This is a genomic window from Aeromonas sp. s1(2024) (assembly GCF_040908005.1).
Classification (GTDB): Bacteria; Pseudomonadota; Gammaproteobacteria; order Enterobacterales; family Aeromonadaceae; genus Aeromonas; species Aeromonas caviae.
In genome coordinates this window covers 36,144-55,303 of record NZ_JBFOCW010000064.1, presented here as the reverse complement: position 1 = coordinate 55,303, position 19,160 = coordinate 36,144, and the positions used below count along the sequence as shown (strand labels likewise).

At 61.9% G+C, this 19,160-nt stretch carries 15 protein-coding genes; 8 read left to right on the top strand and 7 right to left on the bottom strand.

The genetic code is table 11. The features are described 5' to 3' along the window. Positions 1–112: 112 nt before the first annotated feature. The gene (locus AB5Y70_RS15480; RefSeq protein ID WP_223918331.1) at positions 113–1,567 is read right to left on the bottom strand and encodes a M48 family metalloprotease; all 1,455 of its coding nucleotides are present in this window, start codon (positions 1,565–1,567) and stop codon (positions 113–115) included. Between the two features lie 127 nt (positions 1,568–1,694). Here AB5Y70_RS15480 and AB5Y70_RS15475 point away from each other — a divergent pair, with 127 nt between their 5' ends. The 3 genes from AB5Y70_RS15475 to AB5Y70_RS15465 all read left to right on the top strand — a co-directional run bounded on the left by AB5Y70_RS15475 (position 1,695) and on the right by AB5Y70_RS15465 (position 4,041). Next, positions 1,695–1,964, top strand: coding sequence for a sulfurtransferase TusA family protein (locus AB5Y70_RS15475; protein ID WP_039038635.1), 270 nt, complete (start codon positions 1,695–1,697; stop codon positions 1,962–1,964). 22 nt (positions 1,965–1,986) lie between these two features. After that, entirely contained in the window at positions 1,987–3,057 is a 1,071-nt protein-coding gene (locus AB5Y70_RS15470) for an AI-2E family transporter (RefSeq protein ID WP_039038634.1), read from the top strand. 174 nt (positions 3,058–3,231) lie between these two features. After that, on the top strand, positions 3,232–4,041 hold the full coding sequence (locus AB5Y70_RS15465) for a MipA/OmpV family protein (RefSeq protein WP_223929721.1): 810 nt from the start codon (positions 3,232–3,234) through the stop codon (positions 4,039–4,041). Positions 4,042–4,107: 66 nt separating this feature from the next. Here AB5Y70_RS15465 and AB5Y70_RS15460 read toward each other — a convergent pair whose 3' ends face one another. Beyond that, on the bottom strand, positions 4,108–4,914 hold the full coding sequence (locus tag AB5Y70_RS15460) for an alpha/beta fold hydrolase (RefSeq protein WP_161648199.1): 807 nt from the start codon (positions 4,912–4,914) through the stop codon (positions 4,108–4,110). Positions 4,915–5,070: 156 nt separating this feature from the next. Between AB5Y70_RS15460 and ppk2 the strand changes: the two genes are divergently transcribed. Next, the gene (ppk2, locus tag AB5Y70_RS15455; protein WP_010674253.1) at positions 5,071–5,901 is read left to right on the top strand and encodes a polyphosphate kinase 2; all 831 of its coding nucleotides are present in this window, start codon (positions 5,071–5,073) and stop codon (positions 5,899–5,901) included. Between the two features lie 126 nt (positions 5,902–6,027). On the opposite strand, the gene AB5Y70_RS15450 is transcribed toward ppk2, so the two are convergent. The 5 genes from AB5Y70_RS15450 to yejK all read right to left on the bottom strand — a co-directional run bounded on the left by AB5Y70_RS15450 (position 6,028) and on the right by yejK (position 12,493). Continuing rightward, entirely contained in the window at positions 6,028–7,164 is a 1,137-nt protein-coding gene (locus tag AB5Y70_RS15450; RefSeq protein ID WP_010674252.1) for an ABC transporter ATP-binding protein, read from the bottom strand. A 70-nt stretch (positions 7,165–7,234) separates the two neighbouring features. Continuing rightward, entirely contained in the window at positions 7,235–8,125 is an 891-nt protein-coding gene (gene malG / locus AB5Y70_RS15445) for a maltose ABC transporter permease MalG (RefSeq protein WP_010674251.1), read from the bottom strand. Positions 8,126–8,137: 12 nt separating this feature from the next. Beyond that, positions 8,138–9,793, bottom strand: coding sequence for a maltose ABC transporter permease MalF (gene malF / locus AB5Y70_RS15440; protein WP_102948253.1), 1,656 nt, complete (start codon positions 9,791–9,793; stop codon positions 8,138–8,140). Positions 9,794–9,866: 73 nt separating this feature from the next. Further along, positions 9,867–11,048 (bottom strand): maltose/maltodextrin ABC transporter substrate-binding protein MalE, encoded by a 1,182-nt coding sequence (gene malE, locus AB5Y70_RS15435; protein WP_102948252.1) that lies wholly within the window; start codon positions 11,046–11,048, stop codon positions 9,867–9,869. Positions 11,049–11,443: 395 nt separating this feature from the next. Next, complete coding sequence (yejK, locus tag AB5Y70_RS15430) at positions 11,444–12,493, bottom strand: nucleoid-associated protein YejK (RefSeq protein ID WP_161648200.1); 1,050 nt, start codon at positions 12,491–12,493, stop codon at positions 11,444–11,446. A 73-nt stretch (positions 12,494–12,566) separates the two neighbouring features. Here yejK and AB5Y70_RS15425 point away from each other — a divergent pair, with 73 nt between their 5' ends. From AB5Y70_RS15425 to AB5Y70_RS15410, 4 genes are all read left to right on the top strand, one after another. Then, complete coding sequence (locus AB5Y70_RS15425) at positions 12,567–12,794, top strand: YejL family protein (RefSeq protein WP_039038627.1); 228 nt, start codon at positions 12,567–12,569, stop codon at positions 12,792–12,794. 43 nt (positions 12,795–12,837) lie between these two features. Continuing rightward, a complete protein-coding gene (locus tag AB5Y70_RS15420) occupies positions 12,838–14,685 on the top strand; it encodes a DUF3413 domain-containing protein (protein ID WP_102948250.1) in 1,848 nt (615 codons plus the stop codon). Between the two features lie 249 nt (positions 14,686–14,934). Next, entirely contained in the window at positions 14,935–17,103 is a 2,169-nt protein-coding gene (locus AB5Y70_RS15415) for a TonB-dependent hemoglobin/transferrin/lactoferrin family receptor (RefSeq protein ID WP_202606781.1), read from the top strand. After that, positions 17,103–19,145 (top strand): prolyl oligopeptidase family serine peptidase, encoded by a 2,043-nt coding sequence (locus tag AB5Y70_RS15410; protein ID WP_368176076.1) that lies wholly within the window; start codon positions 17,103–17,105, stop codon positions 19,143–19,145. Before AB5Y70_RS15415 ends, AB5Y70_RS15410 begins: the two co-directional genes overlap by 1 nt. Positions 19,146–19,160 lie beyond the last annotated feature (15 nt).

Here is a 19,160-nt window from a genome sequence, read left to right as displayed (position 1 = left end):
TTTCTTCATCATCAAGATGCGTTGAAACCGATGAAAGGCCCTATTTTAGCCTGCAAAACAAGGCGGGGTGCCCCCAAAGGAGCACCCCGCCTGCCATCAACCCGCTCCGGACTCAGCCCTTGAGGCTGTCCAGATCCTTCTTGGCCCGCTCCAGCTGGGTGATGCGCGCCTCGATGCGGGCCAGGGTCAGCTTGTCACTGGTGGTGCCCCGCGCCACGATCAGTTCGTCGATGGCCGCCTGGTAGTCCCCGCGCAGGGAAAGGGTCTCCGCCCGTGCCATGTGCAGGTCCGTCATTCTGCCCGCCTTGCGGTAGGCGTCCGACAGCAGGCTCCAGGCCAGGCTGTTCTCGTCGTGCTCCCGGGCATAAGGGTCCAGGATGGCGATGGACTTCTTGTAGTTGCCCCCCTCCAGATAGGCGTTGCCGAGGTTCACCACCACCACCTCGTTGTCCGGCATCCGGGTGCGGAAGCGCTCCAGTCTGGCGATGGCCTGGGCGCTGCGCCCCTTGGCGAGATCGATGTCGGTCAGGGCATCCACCACGAAGAGATCCTCCGGGTGACGAGTCGCCAGCTCCTGCATCAGGGTGTCGGCCTCGTCGGTGCGCTTGAGCTGCAACAGGGCCAGCGCCTTGCCATAGATGGCGGCATCCTTGAGGGGGTAATCCCCCTTCTGCAGGCGGCTGTCGAAGTAGGTGAGCAGCGCCTGGGGCGTCTCGGTGCCATAGCGCACCTGGATGCGCACCTTGGCCAGCCAGAAGTCCAGGCTCGGCGGCAGGGCGCGCGCGCCATAGCTCCCGGCCCGGGCACGGGCTTCGCTGATCCGGGTCTCCGGCAGGGGGTGAGTCAGCAGCATCTCCGGCGGCTTGCTGGCATAGCGGTACTCCGCCGCCAGCTTCTGGAAGAAGTTGGCCATGCCCATGGGATCGAACCCGGCGTCATACAGCGTCTTCATGCCGATGCGATCCGCCTCGTATTCGTTGTCCCGGGTGTAGTTGATGGCCGACTGCATCGACAAACCAAGCGTGGTCTGCAAGGCCGCGATGCCGGCGGTGGGGTTGATCACCGCGAGTGCAATGGAGCCCACCAGGCCGGCCAGGGTCATGGCGGAGCTGCTCGCCTGCGCCTCCATGTAACGGGCGATGTGACGCTGGGTCACGTGGGTGATTTCGTGGGCCAGTACCGAGGCCAGCTCGCTCTCGCTCTCGGCGTAGAGGAAGAGGCCGGTGTGCACCTTGACCCGGCCACCGAGGAAGGCCGCCGCGTTGATGCTGGGATCGTTGATGAGGAAGAAGGTGAACGGGAAGCGCACCCCGTCGGCATTGGTCAGCAGCCGCTGGCCCAGATCGTCGATGTATTCGTTGAGCACGGGGTCATCGATGATGGGCAGGCCCGCCCGGGCAAAACGCATGAAGGCGTTGCCGTAGCGCACCTCCTGCTCGATGGGCAGTGCGGCGACCCCGGCGGTACCGATGTCGGGCAACTGGTTGCTCCCCTGGGCGTGGAAGGTCGCCCCCATCAGGGTGACCAACAGGGGAAGCGATGCTATCAGGGGGGAAAAACGTGCCACGTTATCTCTATCTCCAATCAGACCCCAGCGGGCATCGGCAGAATACCCTTGCCATTCAAGGCCCACAAGCGTTGTTTCATCCTCTCATCACGGCCATAATGACCGCCACGCACGCGATGGAGTTCTCATGGAACAGCTCGACCTGACCCCCTGGCGTTGTCCCGAGCCCCTCATCCGGCTCAAGCTCTGGTTGCGCCAGGCCCGGCCCGGTCAATCCGTGTGCATCCAGCTCGGGGATGCAGGCTCCCGGCAGGACATTCCCGCCTATCTGCGCCGTCAGGGTCACCATGTCCAGACCCGGGAAGAGTCAGCTGCCCGCCTCTCCCTGCTGCTCGTCGTTGCCTGTCCCCCCCGGGACGCCCTGCTCGCCCCCGAGCCCATGCCACCCACCCCGTGAGCCGCCATTCAAGGAAGCCTCGATGTTAGATGTATTGAAGCGCTGGTATCAGACCCGTTTTTCCGACCCCGATGCCGTCACCCTCTTCCTGCTGCTGGTCTTCTGCTTTGCCGTGCTCTGGCTGTTTGGGGATCTGCTGGCACCGCTGCTGGTGGCCCTGGTGATGGCCTATCTGCTGGAGTGGCCGGTGAGTCGCCTGCAACGGGGCGGTCTTTCTCGCACCGTCGCCACCAGCCTGGTCCTGCTGCTGTTCATCACGGTGACGACCCTGATGCTGCTGGGCCTCATCCCGACGCTGGTGAGCCAGGGGGTCAACCTGGCCAAGGAGGCCCCCGCCATGCTGGCCCATGCCCAGGACTATGTGCGCACCCTGCCGGAAAAATACCCCGAGATCATCGACGTCAGCCTGGTAGAAACCATCATCGACAACATTCGCCAGCGCATCCTGACCGGCGGCGAACAACTGGTGAGCGCCTCTTTGAGCTCCCTCATCAACGTGGTGGCCATCCTCATCTACGCCATCCTGGTGCCCCTGATGGTCTTCTTCATGCTCAAGGACAAACAGGTGCTGATGGGAGGCCTGCGCCGCTTCCTGCCCCGCAACCGCACCCTGGTGAACCGGGTCTGGGTGGAGATGAACGACCAGATCATCAACTACATCCGCGGCAAGGTGATCGAGATCGTCATCGTCGGCATCGCCACCTATGTGCCCTTCGCCCTGATGGGATTGCGCTACTCCGCCCTGCTGGCGGTCGCGGTGGGCTTCTCCGTGCTCATCCCCTATATCGGCGCCGCCGCGGTGACCGTGCCGGTGGCCATGGTGGCCCTGTTCCAGTGGGGGCTGACCCCCGACTTCGCCTGGCTGATGGTGGCCTATCTCGTGATCCAGGCCCTCGACGGCAACCTGCTGGTCCCCCTGCTCTTCTCCGAGGCGGTCAACCTGCACCCGGTGGCCATCATCATCGCCGTGCTGGTGTTTGGTGGTCTGTGGGGCTTTTGGGGCGTCTTCTTCGCCATTCCCCTCGCCACCCTGGTCAAGGCGGTGCTCAATGCCTGGCCCAAGCGGGAAGATCTTCCCCGCCCCGCCCCCTGACCCTGGCAAGGGGCGAGGCTGGGTCTCGCCCCTTCCAGATACCGGCCACCAGCAGCACCTCCGTGACGCTGGCTCATGCTTGCCTTGTCGGGTTTAATTGAAAACCGACATCCGTTTGACTTGCTACGCAGGTCTGATTCGTTCCCACTGCCCACCCACCGACAAGGATCTGTCATGCCCCCACTCCCTGCCCTGCGCCATGCCTCTCTGGGTGCCTTTCTGGCACTGCTGCTCTGCTCACCCGTCCGGGCAGACCTCGACATCGGGGCCCTCAGCGCCTTCTCCAGCGACAGCCCTGACAGCCCCATTCCCAAGGGGCTGGTGCTGGGCGGGGCCGTCATCGGCGGTCAGGCCCGTTACCAGCACCAGGACGACACCCTGATGCCCATCCCGGGGGCCCTCTATTTTGGTGACAACCTGATGTATCTGGGGGATCGGGCCCGCTACTACCTCAGCCGGGATGGCAACCTCTCGACCTATGCCTTCGGCCGGATGCGCTTTGGCAACCTGGACCCGGACGACGACCCCTTCCTCCATGGCATGGAGAAGCGCAAGGGGCAGTTCGAAGCGGGGTTCGGGGCCGATCTCATCACTCCCTACGCCCTCTGGAGCGTGCGGGCCACCACGGATGTGACCGGCACCAGCAACGGTCAGGAGCTGATGCTGTGGGCCAACTTCCCCATCATCCGCGGTCCCCTGCTGCTGATGCCGGGAGCCGGCGTCATGCTGCGCAGCCACAACCTCGCCAACTACTACTTCGGCGGTGTCTCGCAAGACGAAGCGAGGGCGGACAGGCCGGCGTGGAACACGGGCACCACCCTCTCCCCCATGGTCTCCCTCATCGGCAGCTATCGCTTCAGCGCCAACTGGATTGGCGGCTTTGGCATCAACTACGAACGCTACGACGACGACATCGCGGACAGCCCCATCGTCCAGCATCAGGGAGAACTCTATGCAGGCTTCGGGGTGGGCTACATCTGGTAGCCCCATCCGGACTGGGAAACAAAAAAGGAGCCCATGGCTCCTTTTTTACGGCTATCCGGCGCAGCGTCACCCTGCCACTTCGGCGAGAAATGCCGCCAGCGCCCGGTTGATAAACACGGGATTCTCCAGGGTCGAGATGTGACCGGCCCCCGGGATCTCCCTGAACGGGCACCCCAGCACCTCGGCCATCAGATACCCCTCCAGCACAGGGCGAGCCTTGTCCTCGCAACCCGTCATCACCAGTGCGGGCAGCCTCATCTCTTCGAGCCAGTCGATGCGATCCTCCCGGGTCACGAAGCTGCGCCCCACCGCCACCAGGCTCGCCACCTTGTCGGCGGGCCATTGGGCCAGCCGGGCCTTGAAACCGGCCATCAGGGCCGCGTCCGGTTGATGGGCGAAGAAGAGCGGAGCCACCTGATCGGCGATAGGCGCAGGCACGGCGCCGACCTGCTCGATCATCGCCAGCATGCCGAGATAGCGCTCGCAGGTGATCTGGGGTTCAAGACCGACGAAGCTGTCCATCAGTACCACTCCCTTGAGGCGAGCAGGTGCCATGCGCGCCAGCTCCACGCCCCACATGCCACCGATGGAGAGCCCCACCAGCACGCACTCGTCGATGCCAAGGGCATCGAGCAGCGCCAGGTGATCCCGGGCCAGGGTCGCCAGGGTGCAGGCCCCCTCGGGCAGCACATCGGAATCCCCGTGGCCCCAGAGCTCGGGCACGATGCAGCGATACTGCCCCTTGAGGGCCTCGATTTGCGGTGCCCACATGGCACTGTCCCACAGGTAGCTGTGGCCAAAGAGCAGTGCCGGACCCTGCCCCTCGTCCAGATAGGCCATGCGGCGGCCCGCTATCTCCATAAACTGCTTCATGTTTTCTCCTGTTGCCAGCGGCGATGAAACTGGCTTTCCTGTTTTTCTGTTGCCAGCGGCTGATGAGGCGGCAGTGTAACACGCCACCCTTGGCAGGGGTGCCCGCCTGGTGCAAGCTGGAGAGACTCACAACGAGGAGTCACCAAGGAGAGGATAATGGCCAAGGAAAAGAGCAAGAAACGCCCCCGTCTGGACAAGAAGACCTACGAACATCACCTCGCCCACCTGCAGGAGGAGCTGGTCAAGTTGCAGGAGTGGGTCAAGCAGGAGGGGCTCAAAGTGGTGGTGCTGTTCGAGGGGCGCGACGCCGCGGGCAAGGGGGGCGTCATCAAGGCGATCACCGAACCCCTCAACCCCCGGGTCTGCCGGGTCACCGCCCTGCCCGCCCCCTCGGATCGGGAGCGTACCCAGTGGTACTTCCAGCGCTACGTGGCGCACCTGCCCTCGGCGGGCGAGATGGTGCTGTTTGATCGCTCCTGGTACAACCGGGCCGGGGTCGAACGGGTGATGGGCTTTTGCAGCGACGACGAGTATCGCGAATTCCTGCGTGCCTGCCCCGAATTCGAGCGGATGTTGATCCGCTCCGGCATCACCCTCATCAAATACTGGTTCTCGGTCAGCGACGAAGAGCAGGAGAAACGCTTCAAGGAGCGCATCAACACCCCCATCAAACGCTGGAAGTTCAGCCCCATGGATCTGCAGTCCCGCTCCCGCTGGGTGGAGTATTCCCGCGCCAAGGATGACATGTTCACCTACACGGATACCGAGGATTGCCCCTGGTTCGTGGTGGACGCCGACGACAAGCGCCGCGCCCGCCTCAACTGCATCTCCCACCTCCTTGGCAAGGTGCCCTACGAGGCGATCCACTACGAGCCCATCACCCTGCCCCCCATCAAGACCGAAGGCTATGAGCGCCCGCCGCTCACCAGCCAGCACTTCGTGCCGGACGTCACCGCCGCCCTCGAGTCAGACAAGCACGGGCAGTGACGGGCCCCGGCCAGCCGCACCCGCTGGCCGGGCCCGGGCTTCGGATGACGGGCAATAAAAAGCCGGTCTTGCGACCGGCAAAAGGCATTGAACGTATAGAAAGGAAAACCTGGCACTCTCGCCCTCTCAGGCGCGGATATATTTGGCCGTGCGCGGGAACGCCTGTTCTTTGGCATCGAACAGGTAGCAGGCTTCGGCCGGGATGCCGACGCTGTACTCCTGGCCGGTGGCCACGTCGATGTCGGAGCTCGCCTTGACGGTGAAGTCGTGACCATCCACGTCCATGTAGACGAAGGATTCTGCCCCCAGGTGTTCGGCTACCTGCACCACGCCGCTCACGCGGCTGTCGGCATGGGCATGACCCAGCGGCACCAGGTGCTCGGGGCGAATGCCCAGCTCCACCTTGTCACCCACCGCGCCGCGACGGGCATCCACCCGGGCACGCACGGTATCGCCGGAGGTGAGCTTGACCACGCACTCCTGCTCGCCGATCTCCACCAGCTCGCCCGCCAGGAAGTTCATCTTGGGGGAGCCGATGAAGCCCGCCACGAACTTGTTGTCCGGGTTGTGGTAGAGCTCGAGGGGGGTGCCGAACTGCTCCAGGTTGGTGGCCGCCTCGCCCTTGAGCGGGCTCAGCACCACGATGCGGTTGGCCAGCGTCATGGCCTCCACCTGGTCGTGGGTCACGTAGATGATGGTGGAGTTGAGTTCCTTGTGCAGCTTGGCGATCTCGATACGCATCTTGACCCGCAAGGCGGCGTCGAGGTTCGACAGCGGTTCGTCAAACAGGAACACCTGCGGCTGCTGCACGATGGAGCGGCCGATGGCCACCCGCTGACGCTGACCGCCAGAAAGGGCCTTGGGCTTTCTGTCCAGCAAAGGCTCGAGACCCAGGATCTCGGCGGCGCGCATCACCCGCTTGTGGATGTTCTCCTTGTCCATCTTCTTGAGCTTGAGGCCAAAAGCCATGTTCTCGTAGATGTTCATGTGCGGGTAGAGGGCGTAGGACTGGAACACCATGCCCACGTTGCGCTCCACCGGCGGCACGTCGTTCATGTAGCGCCCGCCGATGGTCAGCTCGCCGCTGGTGATGTCTTCCAGACCCGCGATCATCCGAAGCAGGGTGGACTTGCCGCAGCCGGACGGGCCGACGAAGACGATGAACTCCCCTTCCTTGATGTCGAGGTTGATGCTGCGCAGGGTGTCCTTGTGGACAGCCGGGTCGTAATTTTTGCGAACGTTGTTGAGTACTACTTCAGCCATGTCGAGCTCCGCTCTTGAATCTTTGCAAATCGTGATGACGGGGGGAGCCAGCTCCCCCGGCCATGAACCGTTAACCTTTCACGCCGCCTGCGGTCAGACCGCCCACCAGCCAGCGCTGGGCGAGCAGGAAGACGACCGTGATGGGGAAGCCTGACAGCACGGCGGCTGCGGCGAAGTCACCCCACAGGTAGTTCTGCGGATAGAGGTACTGCTGGGCCCCGACCGCCAGGGTCAGATTGTTCACATCCTGCAACAGGATGGAGGCCATGGGCACCTCGGTGATGGAGCCGATGAAGGCCAGGATGAACACCACCGCCAGAATGGGCACCGACAGGGGCAGCAGGATCAGGCGGAACGCCTGCCACGGAGTAGCGCCATCGATGGCCGCCGCCTCCTCCAGGGAAGAGTCGATGGTCTCGAAGTAGCCCTTGATGGTCCAGACGTGCAGGGCAATGCCCCCCATGTAGGCCAGGATCAGGCCGCCGTGGGTGTTGAGACCCAGCCAGGGGATGTAGTCACCGATCTTGTTGAAGAGCGCGTAGATGGCCACCAGTGCCAGCACCGCCGGGAACATCTGGAAGATCAGCATGCCCTGCAGGATGGTGGACTTGCCACGGAACCGTAGACGGGCGAAGGCGTAGGCACAGGTGGTGGAGAGCACCACTATCATCAGGGCGGTGATGCCCGCCACCTTGATGGAGTTCCACAGCCAGGTCAGCACCGGGAACGGCGGCGGCGTGATGCTGCCATCGGCGTTGGTGATGGACATTCCGAGCGCCAGCTTCCAGTGATCCAGGGTCGGATTGGTGGGGATGATCTCCCCCACCGAGAAGTTGCCGTTACGGAACGAGATGGCGATGACCATGATCAGCGGGAAGATGATCAGTGCCAGGAAGCCCCACATCACCAGGTGGGTTGCCCACACCCGGTATTTGACTGATTTGGGTTGTACGATTGCCATGTTGAAGCCTCCTTACAGTTGCTTGTCGGCTTTGGACAATTTCAGGTTGAGCAAGGCCAGCGCACCCACGATGAGGAAGATGGCGGTGGCGATGGCACTGGCCAGACCGTAGTCCTGACCACCCGAGCCCTGGAACGCGATCCGGTAGGTGTAGCTCACCAGCAAGTCGGTGGTCCCGGCCGGCGTGGTGGCCCCGATGATGTCCGGCGCCCCGTTCGTCAACAACTGGATAAGTACGAAGTTGTTGAAGTTGAAGGCAAAGGATGCAATCAACAGCGGTGTCAGCGGCTTCATCAAGAGCGGTACGGTGATCTTGAAGAAGTTCTGTACCGGCCCCGCCCCGTCCATGGCAGACGCCTCGTAGAGATCTTCCGGAATCGCCTTGAGCAGGCCCATGCAGAGGATCATCATGTAGGGGTAACCGAGCCAGGTGTTGACGATGAGGATCATCACCTTGGCCAGGAAGGGATTGGTGTACCAGTCCGGCTTGATGCCGAAGGCCGCTTCCAGGAACAGGTTGATTTCACCGAAGTTCTGGTTGAACAAGCCCTTGAACACCAGGATGGAGATGAACGCCGGTATCGCATAGGGCAGGATCAGCATGACCCGGTAGAAACCACGCCCCCTGAGCTGCTCCCACTGCACCAGACACGCCAACACCATGCCGATCGCCAGGGTGAACGCCACCGAACAGGCGGAGAAGATCACGGTCCAGACGAAGATCTGCATGAAGGGACTCTGGATACCCGGGTCCGTCATGATGCGCATGAAGTTTTTCCAACCCACGCTCACCACGAAACCGGGGGCAATGCCCTTGCCGACGAAGTGACCTTCCGCATCGATGTACTGGTAGAAGCCGGTGTCACCGTTGGGCAGCATCAGCTCGCCGCTCTGGTTGTCACGCAGCAGGTTGCTGTCCTTGATCATGACGCCGGACTTGAGCACGGCGCCGTCGACCAGCTGGGTATAGAGCTGTTTCTGGGCGGCGAACTTGCGCAGGCTGCTCAGGGTCAGATGGATATTGCCTTCGGGCAGTACCACATCCAGGGCACTCAGGTGGGTGCGGTGATCGACGATGGCACGAATGGGTGCCGCCTTGTCGGTCGCCTCCCCGGCCAGGGGTTGCAACTGAACAACCTGGGGCTCGTCACGTACCCGTCCTTCACGGACGGCCAGGGTACGCGCCTTGTTGTTCAGCAAGGTAAGGGGTTGACTGATAAAGGATTGGTCGTCCTGTTTCAGCAGCAGCTGAAACTGATTGTTCTCACCACCCAGGAGGGTGAAATCGAATTCACCGCCGGTCACCTTGTAGGTTTTTTTCAGATGGTAATCCCGTGCCTGCTCAAGGGAGAGCAAGTTGGATCCCGAATAGTTGGTGAAGGCGATGCCGATCGTGTAGGCAAGAGGGAAGATGATAAAAACAACCATGCCTGCCACACCGGGGAAAATATAACGGTGGGCATAGGTCTTCTTGTTCATGAAGACATAGAGACCGACGGAGACGACCACCAGATCGAGCAGGGCAAATACCCACTCGCCGCTGGCATACATCATCACGGCCGCATAACCATTAAGCACTGCGATCAGTGCCGCCATGGTCCATTTCAGCCAGACGTACTTGTCTTTCTTCGGACCGGCATAGGATTCGATAGAAGGTACTACTTCCATGCCAATTAACCTTTATTGCGCCAAGAGAGATTGAGAGAGTGGGAGGCCCGAAGGCCTCCCGGGTAGTGCATGCTTACTGGACGATACGCTTGGCAGCGGTATCCAGGGCTTCGTCAACACCCTGACGGCCAGAGGTGACGTTCTTGAGGGCGGTTTCGAAGGAGGACCAGAAACGGCTCATCTCGGGCACGGACGGCATCGGTTCGCCGTTCTGGGCGTTCAGCATGGTGGCCTTGATGTTGGGGTCGGCTTCCAGGGTCTTCTGGAAGGACTTCAGGGCCACGGCACCCAGCGGCTTGTCGGCGTTCATCGGCGCCAGACCGGCATCGGTCAGCAGGTAGTTCTCGAGGAACTCGATGGCCAGATCCTTGTTCGGGCTGGCGGCGTTGATGGTGGCACCCAGTACGCCAACGAAGGCCTTGGCGGGCTTGCCTTTCAGGGTCGGCAGCTGGGCTACGCCATACTTGATGCCGCTCTTGTCCAGGTTGCTCCAGGCCCAGGGACCGTTGATCATCATGGCCACTTCGCCCTTGTTGAACTTGGCGTCCATCACACCGTAGTCAATGCCCTTCTCCAGGTGACCGGATTTGATCATCTCGGAGATGTAGCCGACGCCGGCCTTGGCACCTGCGTTGTTCACGCCGGTGTCTTTGACGTCATAGCCGGTGGCGGTCTTCTTGAAGGCGTAACCACCGTTGGCAGCCACCAGGGGGTAGCTGAAGTAGGGGGTGTCATAGGCCCACATGATGGCGCGCTTGCCATTTTTCTTCAGGTCTTCGTCGATCTTGGCGATCTCTTCGAAGGTCTTCGGCGGGTTGGGCAACAGATCCTTGTTGTAAATCAGGCTGACGGCTTCTACCGCGACCGGGTAGCCATAGGTCTTGCCATCGACGGTCATGGCATCCCAGGCGAATTGCTCGAACTTGGCCTTGGTGGCGGTATTCGGGGTCACGGGAACCAGCAGACCGGACTTGACCCACTCACCGTAACGGTCGTGAGCCCAGAAGAAGATGTCCGGGCCGTTGCCGGTGGCGGCGGCTTGCTGGAATTTGACTTCAACCTGATCCGGGTGGGCGACGGTGACCTTGATGCCGGTTTCGGCTTCAAACTTCTTGCCGACTTCGGCCAGGCCGTTGTAGCCCTTGTCACCGTTGATCCAGATGGTCAGCTGACCTTCATCAATGGCAGCAGTGGCAGAGCAGGCCACGCCCAGGGTAGCCAGACCGATCAGGGATGACAGCAATTTCTTTTTCATGAGCCTTTCCTTGTATTAGTTCCGCGCTGTAAGAGCATTGTGTGCAGATGAATATTATCCCAAGCAGTCAATGCCTCACATGACACGCCTCGCATTTTTGAAATGCAATTACGTATTTTCTTCCAGAAAGTTATGAAAACATTTTCTTATTTCAGCGACTTAGGAAGGGATATCCCCATATTTTTGCCAAGATATGGAAATTAAATTACAGAAAGGAAATTAATTGACGTCATTGAAAGGGATTTCACCCCACTGAAAACCCTTTCATTCCCGATATTTTGTTCAATGTGTTAACAAAAGTACTGAGGTGGTTTCCATCTACATCACCCCCTTAAATAAAAAGGCACCGGAGCGGACTCCGGTGCCTTTTTGCAAGAAATGACGGCTGGATCACATTACGACTGGCGCAGCATTTGATCCTTGAGATTGGGCGGGACTCCCCTGATGGTCAGGGTGTCGGTCTGGGGATCGTAAAAGACCCGGCTGTTGAGCAACTTCTGCTCGAAGCTCAGAGTCAGGCCGCCACCGGAGCCCACAAACTTGGTCAAGCCCCGCAGGGTGGAACGGTCCGCCGGGAAGCGCTCCTCCAGCTCGTACTCCTGACCGATGAAGCTGTAAAAATCGAGGTCCCCATCACCGGGCAATTCCGCCGACAGCTCCTTGATCTCGATCTCCTCGCCGGCGCTGGCCTGCTCGGTGCAATATTTGAAGACCTGCTTCTTGTAGTCATTGCGCTCGGCCGGTTCGAGCTGGCGGCTGTCGCAGTAATCGTCCACCGCCTGCAGCAACCCCTTGTTCTGGATCTTGGCATCCATGCCCTCCCGGGCCCCCAGCAGATCCATGAAGAAATCCCCCAGCTTGCGACCGACCCGGCCCTTGCTGAAGGTGATATAACGACGCGAATCCCCTTGGGTTTTCCACTCGGTGAGATCGATGCGGGCCACCAGATTGAGTTTGCCGATATCCAGGTACTGGATGTGGCGCAACTCCAGCGCCTCGCTCACGGTGACGCTCTCCTTGCCTTCCAGCAGGGCGATCATCAGGTAATCCACCCCCACATAGTTGTACTTGGCAATCAGCAACACCCCCTGCTCGTCCAGGGCATGCTCCACCAGCTGCTTGACCAGCATCTGGGTCAGGTTGACGGAAAAGGGGACGAACTCGGTCTGCTCCGCCAGCAGCTGCTCCAGGGCGATGCGAAAGGCGGGGGAAGGCTGCTTGGGGGCGTCTTCCCCCTCCGCCAGCTCGGCGACGGCGGCCTCGGGATCGGCGAAGAAGCCAAAGCCCTTTCCCCCCTTGCCGTTGTAGATGCGATGCAGCTCCGCCATCAGCCCTTGTACCGCCTCGTCGGCAGGCAGGGTCTGGCTGCGGGTATCGGCGTGGGGCTGGCCATCGTTGCCCGCCCGCAGGGAGTGAAGAATGATCTTGTCGATATCGAGACTCATGTCACAAAGCCATAGTGTTAGCCGAAAGGGTGAAGTATTATAAGGCGCTTTGAACCGAGGTGAACCCAAGATTATGCCCATCGTATCAAAGTACAATAACGAGCAGTTTGACGCCCTGATGAACGACCTGATCACCGCCCTGGAGAAACACAAGGCACCGGTGGATCTCAGTCTGATGGTCCTTGGCAACCTGACCACCAACATCATCAACGGCATGGCCCCGGCCCAGCGCCAGGCGATCACCGAGAAGTTCATCCAGGCACTCACCGCCTCGGTGGGCCATCGCCACGATGCGCACTGAGTTTCTTCGCATTCTTTGATGTTTTTCAAGCAGATGGATCATTATGGTCGAAACCGGCAACCCCTATCGCGATAATGTCTCTCGCCTGATCACCTGGGGGCATTGGTTCTCCTTCTTCAACATCATCCTGGCCATGCTGATCTCGACCCGTTACCTGGGCGCCATCAGCTGGCCGTCGACCACGCTCGGCGTGACCTATCTCGTCATCAGCTGGATAGGTCATTTCTCGTTCCTGAGCTTCGTCACCTATCTGCTGACCATCTTCCCCTTGAGCTTCATCCTGCCCAGGGAGAAGCCGCTGCGCTTCATTTCATCCATCATCGCCACCCTGGCTCTGGTGCTGCTGCTTATCGACACCCAGGTGTTCCAGCTGTTCAAGTTCCACTTGAATGGCCAGGTGTGGCAACTGCTGCTGGATCAGGCGCAGACCGAAGAGGGCTCTATCTGGAGCATCATCTTCGTGGCGGTGCCCGCCATCTTCCTGCTGCAACTGCTGCTGTCGGCCTATGTGTGGCGCAAGATCAACAAGCGCAAACGCCGCCAGTACGGCAATCAGGTGGGACTGGCCCTGCTGGTCTGCTTCATCCTGACCCATCTGGTCAACAGCTGGGCGGATGCGACCCTGTATCAACCCATCACCATGCAGCGCGCCAACTTCCCCCTCTCCTACCCCATGACCGCCAGGAGCTTCCTGGCCAAGCATGGCTGGCTCGACCTCGAGCAGTATGAGAAGAAGGCCGAAGATCAGGGAAGCGCTGAGCACCGTCTGCTCTATCCCTTGCGCCCCCTCAGCGTGAGCGCACCCAGCGATCACAAGAACCTGCTGGTGGTGGTGGTCGACTCCCTGCGAGCCGACATGCTCAACAACATCAACATGCCCAATCTGCAACGCTACGCGGACAACCACTTCAATTTCCGCCAGCACATGAGTGGTGGCAATGATGAAGCCATGGGGATGTTCAGCCTCTTCTACGGGCTGCCCGGCCACTATTACGGGGACATCCGGGCCGACAAGCGCCCCCCTGTGCTGTTCGACGAGATGCTGCGTCAGGACTACCAGTTCGGCCTGTTCGGTGCACTGGAAGATGCCAAGCAGTATCGCCAAAGTCTGCTTGCGGGTCTGCGCAAGCAGGTCTTCGTCTCCCGCCAGACCGATGACCGCAGGCTCATCGACGACTGGCAGCAGTGGCTTGGCACGCGCACCGCGGACAGACCCTGGTTCTCTCTGGTCTATCTCTCTAGCCCGGGGGATTATCAGGTGCCAGCCAGCATCAAGGGCCCCTTCCAGCCCGAGTTGACCCGCTTCAACCCGGCCACTGCCTATCGGCCCGAGAACCTGCAGAAGCTGGAGAACCGCTACAAGAACGCGGTCTTCTATACCGATCAACTGCTGGAGCAGATGCTGACCCAACTGCAATTGCAGGGGCTTGATGATCAGACCATCGTCGTGATCACCTCCAACCACGGTCAGGAGTTCAACGAGACCCAGAGCAACAGCTGGGGCTATGGCAGCAATTACTCGACCTATCAGGTGCAGGTCCCCCTGGTGCTGGCCTGGCCTGGTGCCGAACCTGCGCCCCAGGCGCAGGCGAGCAGCCACCTGGATCTGGTACCGACCCTGATGAAGAACATGCTGGGTGTACGCAACCCCTATCGTGACTACAGCACGGGGCGCAACCTGTTCGAAGCCAGTACACGCACCTGGCTGCTGGCGGGGGATCAGCATGACTTCGCCATCTATCAGGGCAACACCATCACCCAGTTCAACAAGCAGGGGGACTTCGAGCTGCTGGACCGTGACACCTATCGCCCCATCAAGCACGGCACCCCGGACATGGGCACCCTGATCCAGGTGATGAACGAGCTCAATCGCTTCTATCGCGCCCCCTGATCAGCGCCAGCCCACCTCCTTGAGCCCGCCCCTATGGCGGGCTTTTTCTTGCCCGCACCACACCCGTCCTCCTGTTTCCCATGGCGTCATTCGCAAACGTATGCCACCACCTTACTGATTTATCTCTCAAAAAATTCAATTCGATCAATATCATAAAAACAAAATGATAATGATTGTCATTTATTGATCTACTTGACGCCCTCTGCAATAATCCGCGCCCTCAGGCTTAAATAATAATTATTCTCAAATATGAAAATTCGACTTCTTCACTACTGGCCCATGCTGCTGTCCGGTACGGCGCTGGCTGCCAGCGATCCCGCCGGGGTCGACACAACGGACATGCCCCCCGAACTCAAGGGGCGGGAAACCATCGTGGTCAAGGGACAGCGCATCGAGCAGAAGCTCTCCGACGTGTCGGGTTCCATCACCGTCATCACGGAGGAGGATCTGGATCGCCAGGTTGCCACCGAGCTCACCGATGTGTTCAAGAACGAACCCGGCGTCTCGGTGACCGGCTCCGCCGGCCGCCCCCAGAACATCCTCATCCGCGGCATGGGCGGCAACCGGGTGCTCATCATCAAGGACGGGGTGCGGGTCAGCGACGGTTTTGGCGCCGACGACCTCAACGACAAGGTGGGCCGCTTCAGCTTCGATCTCGACGACGTCAAACAGATAGAGGTGGCCAAGGGAGCCGGTTCCTCCCTCCATGGCTCCGATGCCATCGGCGGCACCATCGTCATCAGCACCAAGCAGCCGGAAGATTACCTTCAGGGCCAGGATGCCTATCTCGGCAGCAAGGTGCTGCACGATGGCAGCAGTGACAAGCAGAAGCTGAGCGCCACCGGCGCCGCCCGGATACTGGATACCGAACACCTGCTGCGCCTCTCCGGCTGGCAGGGACATGAGACCGCCAACTACGACGAGAGCCGCATCCCGGCGGATCTGGATGGCCTCAGCGCCTCCACCAGCTCTCGCATCCAGCTGAACGAACATCATCTGCTGCGCCTCGAACTCGACTACTTCGAGGACAACGCCGAGCGGGATCAGGGGCCGCGTGAAGTGCCCCAGCCCGATGGCAAGTGGCAGGTGCGCCAGTACCACGAGCAGGGCAGCCAACGCACCCAGGGGGGCAAGCTGGCCTGGGAGGCGAGCAACCTCGACACAATACTGGCCGACAGTCTCACCTGGAGTGCCTACGGCAATCACTCGAAAAACACCGCCAACAAGCGCAGCCTGCTGCAAAACGATCTGCTGAGCGGTTATCCGCGCTATCGCAGCGAACGGGAACTCGCCACCTTCACCGAAGACAGGATCGGTACCGAGCTGGATGTGCGCCGGGATCTCGCCACCGGCCCTCTCGCCCATCAGCTCAGTTACGGCATCGAGCTCGAGCGCACCACCCACGAGCGGCCGGTGGAGAAGCTGAGTCTGGAGGCCGGCATTCCCCAACCCGGCCAGTCCGCCCCCTTCAGCCGCGCCCGTACCGACAGGGCCGGAGTCTGGCTCGGCGACGTGGCCAGCCTGGGCCAGTGGCAGTTCACCCCCACCCTGCGCATGGATCACCAGTGGCTCACGCCGCTGGACGGCAGCCACGACAGCAACCACAGCTGGCACCTCTCCCCGAGCCTGGCCACCAGCTACCGCTTCAACGACCAGTGGCGCAGCTGGCTCAGCTATGCCAACGGGTTCCGGGCGCCTTCCTACGACAAGGTGTACGGCAACATCCCCCACTACTTCGCTCTGCCACCCTTCGAGATCATCGCCAACACAGGGCTCAAGGAGGAGACCAGCCACAGCATCGAGTGGGGGCTGAGTGGCGAGGGGGACAACTGGAGCATCAAGCCAGCGCTCTTCTACAACCGTTACTACAACTTCATCGACTGGCGCGAGGTGGGGCTGCGCCTGAGCGATGGCGTCATCCTGCGCCAATATCGCAACGTCGCCAAGGCCGAAACCTGGGGGGCCGAACTCGCCGCCAGCTACTGGCTGACCCAGGAGTGGGAGCTCACCACCAAGCTCGGCTGGGTCGATGGCGAGGACAACAAAGGTGAAGCGCTGCGCACCCTGACACCCCTCGAGGGCAACACCCGTCTGAGCTATCAGGCCAATGAGTGGAGTCTGGGCATTCAGGCGGACTATGCCGCCGCCATGAGCCGGGTGCCCACCTGCGGCAACAGCCTGACCGGCCGCCAGGGGGACTGCCTCGAAAGTGCCGGCTGGCTCAGTTTCGCCCTGACGGCCGACTGGCTGGTCACCGACGCCCTCAAGGTCAACCTCAAGCTCGACAACCTGTTCGACACCCGTTACACCCGCTATCAGGATGTGGCCGGGCTGGAAGCCGGGACCGATGCTTCCCTCTTCACCCAGAGCGGCCGCACCCTGAGTGCCAGCCTGCGCTACACCTTCGTGGGGATCTGATGCACAGCCTATTGATCCTGGCCAGTCTGCTGGCCACGCCGGCCCCCGCCTCCCCCCTGCCTGAGGCAACCCTGGAGGCCGCGCCCCTCATCCCCGAGCGCCCGCAACTGATGAAGGGGGAGATAGCCCGTCTCGATCCCTATGGTGGCTGGCGTGACGACAGCCGCCAGGATCCCGCCCTCCTGACGCTGCTGCGCGAGCAGAACCGCTGGACCGAGCGGCAGCTCGCCGACCAGACGCCACTGGTGCAGCGCCTGCAGACGGAGTGGCAGGGCCGGGAGCGGGGCGAACCCGTGCCGGACGACTGGCTGAGCCAGGCTGGCAGCCAGTGGCGCATGGAGGCGGACGGCAGCCTGTGGCAACGCAGCGACGCCAATGCCGCCCCTCGAAAGCGGCTGGCTCCCCGCCAGCCGGCCGAGGGGTATTACGAGCTCGCCGCCTGGGCCCTGCACCCGGACGGGCAACTGCTTGCCCTGGCCGAAGACCGCAGGGGAGATCGGGACTACCGCATCACCCTGCTGGATCTGGCGAGCGGCGAGACACTGGCCTCTTTGCCTCACCGCGCCGGCGATCTGCTCTGGAGTCTGAATGGCAAGACCCTCTACACCCTCGCCAACGAGCGCCAGACCCTGCGCCCCTGGCAACTGCTGGCCTGGCAGGATGGCAAGGAGACCCTGGTGTATGAGGAGCGCGATCCCGCCTGGCTGCTCGGCCTCTATCGCACCACGGATCGCCGCCACCTGGTGCTGCAAAGCAACAACCACGACAGCTCGGAGCAATACCTGCTGGACGCGGGTCGGGCCGACCTGCTCAAGGGGCGCGAGCGCGGCCTCGAATACTACCTGGATACCCAGGGGGACAGGGTGCTGCTCAAGAGCAACCGGGACGGCGCCCTCGGCCTCTATCAGGTGGCCGACTTGAGCCAGGTTGCGAAGGGAGAGTGGCAACGGCTCTGGTCCGGCGAGGGCCGGGAACTCGAGAAGTGGCGCCTCTTTGCCCGGCACACCGTGCTGCAATACCGCAAGGAAGGGGATGACTGGCTCGATGTGCTGGATGCCAAAGGTGCGTTGATCCACAGCCTGCCGCTCACCGATGGCGCAGGCACGGCCTGGATCCAGGGCAGCCAGGAACCGGCCAGCGACAAGGTGCTCATTCGCCGCCAGGGGATGGCCGAGCCACCTCACCAGCGCTGGCTGGATCTCGCCTCCGGCGCCTGGGAGGGGACACCCGAGAGCAGGGACACTTCTCCCTATCAGAGCGAGCGACGCTGGATCGCGGGCAAGGATGGGGTCAAGGTGCCTGTCTCCCTGGTCTGGCGCAAGGGCATTACCCACCCCAGGGCACTGCTGCTCTACGGCTATGGGGCCTACGGCACCCCCATGCGTCCCTACTACCAGCCCCGGGTGCTGAGCCTGCTGGATCGCGGCTTTGTCTACGCCATCGCCCATGTGCGCGGGGGCGGTCTGCTCGGCGAATCCTGGTACCGGGAGGGTCGTGGCCGGGACAAACAGCACAGCGTGGATGATTTTCTCGCCGTGGCCGATGCCCTGGCACGGGATCCCGCCATCGATCCCGCCCGGCTGTTTGCCATGGGCGGCAGCGCCGGCGGCCTGCTGGTGGCAGCGGCACTCAACCAGGCGCCCACCCGTTTCGCCGGGGCCGTGCTGCAAGTTCCCTTCGTCGACCTGCTGGGCACCATGCAGGATCCCGAGCAGCCCCTCACCCGGCAGGAGTACGCCGAGTGGGGCAATCCGGCCATCCCGGGTGACTATGCCGCGATGCGCCGCCTGAGCCCCTACGACAACCTGCACAAGGCCCCTTATCCCCCCGTCTATGTGACGGGCGGCCTGCACGACAGTCAGGTGCCCTACTGGGAACCCCTCAAGTGGATAGCCCGCCTGCGATCCCATAGCACGGGAACAGGCCCCTATCTGCTGCGCACCGAACTCGACGGCGGCCACCTGGGCGCCCCCCGAACGGCGGCGCTGCGTGCGGCGCAGGAGTTTGCCTTCCTGCTCACCCTGGCGGGCGTCAACCACTGACCCCTTGCCCTCTTT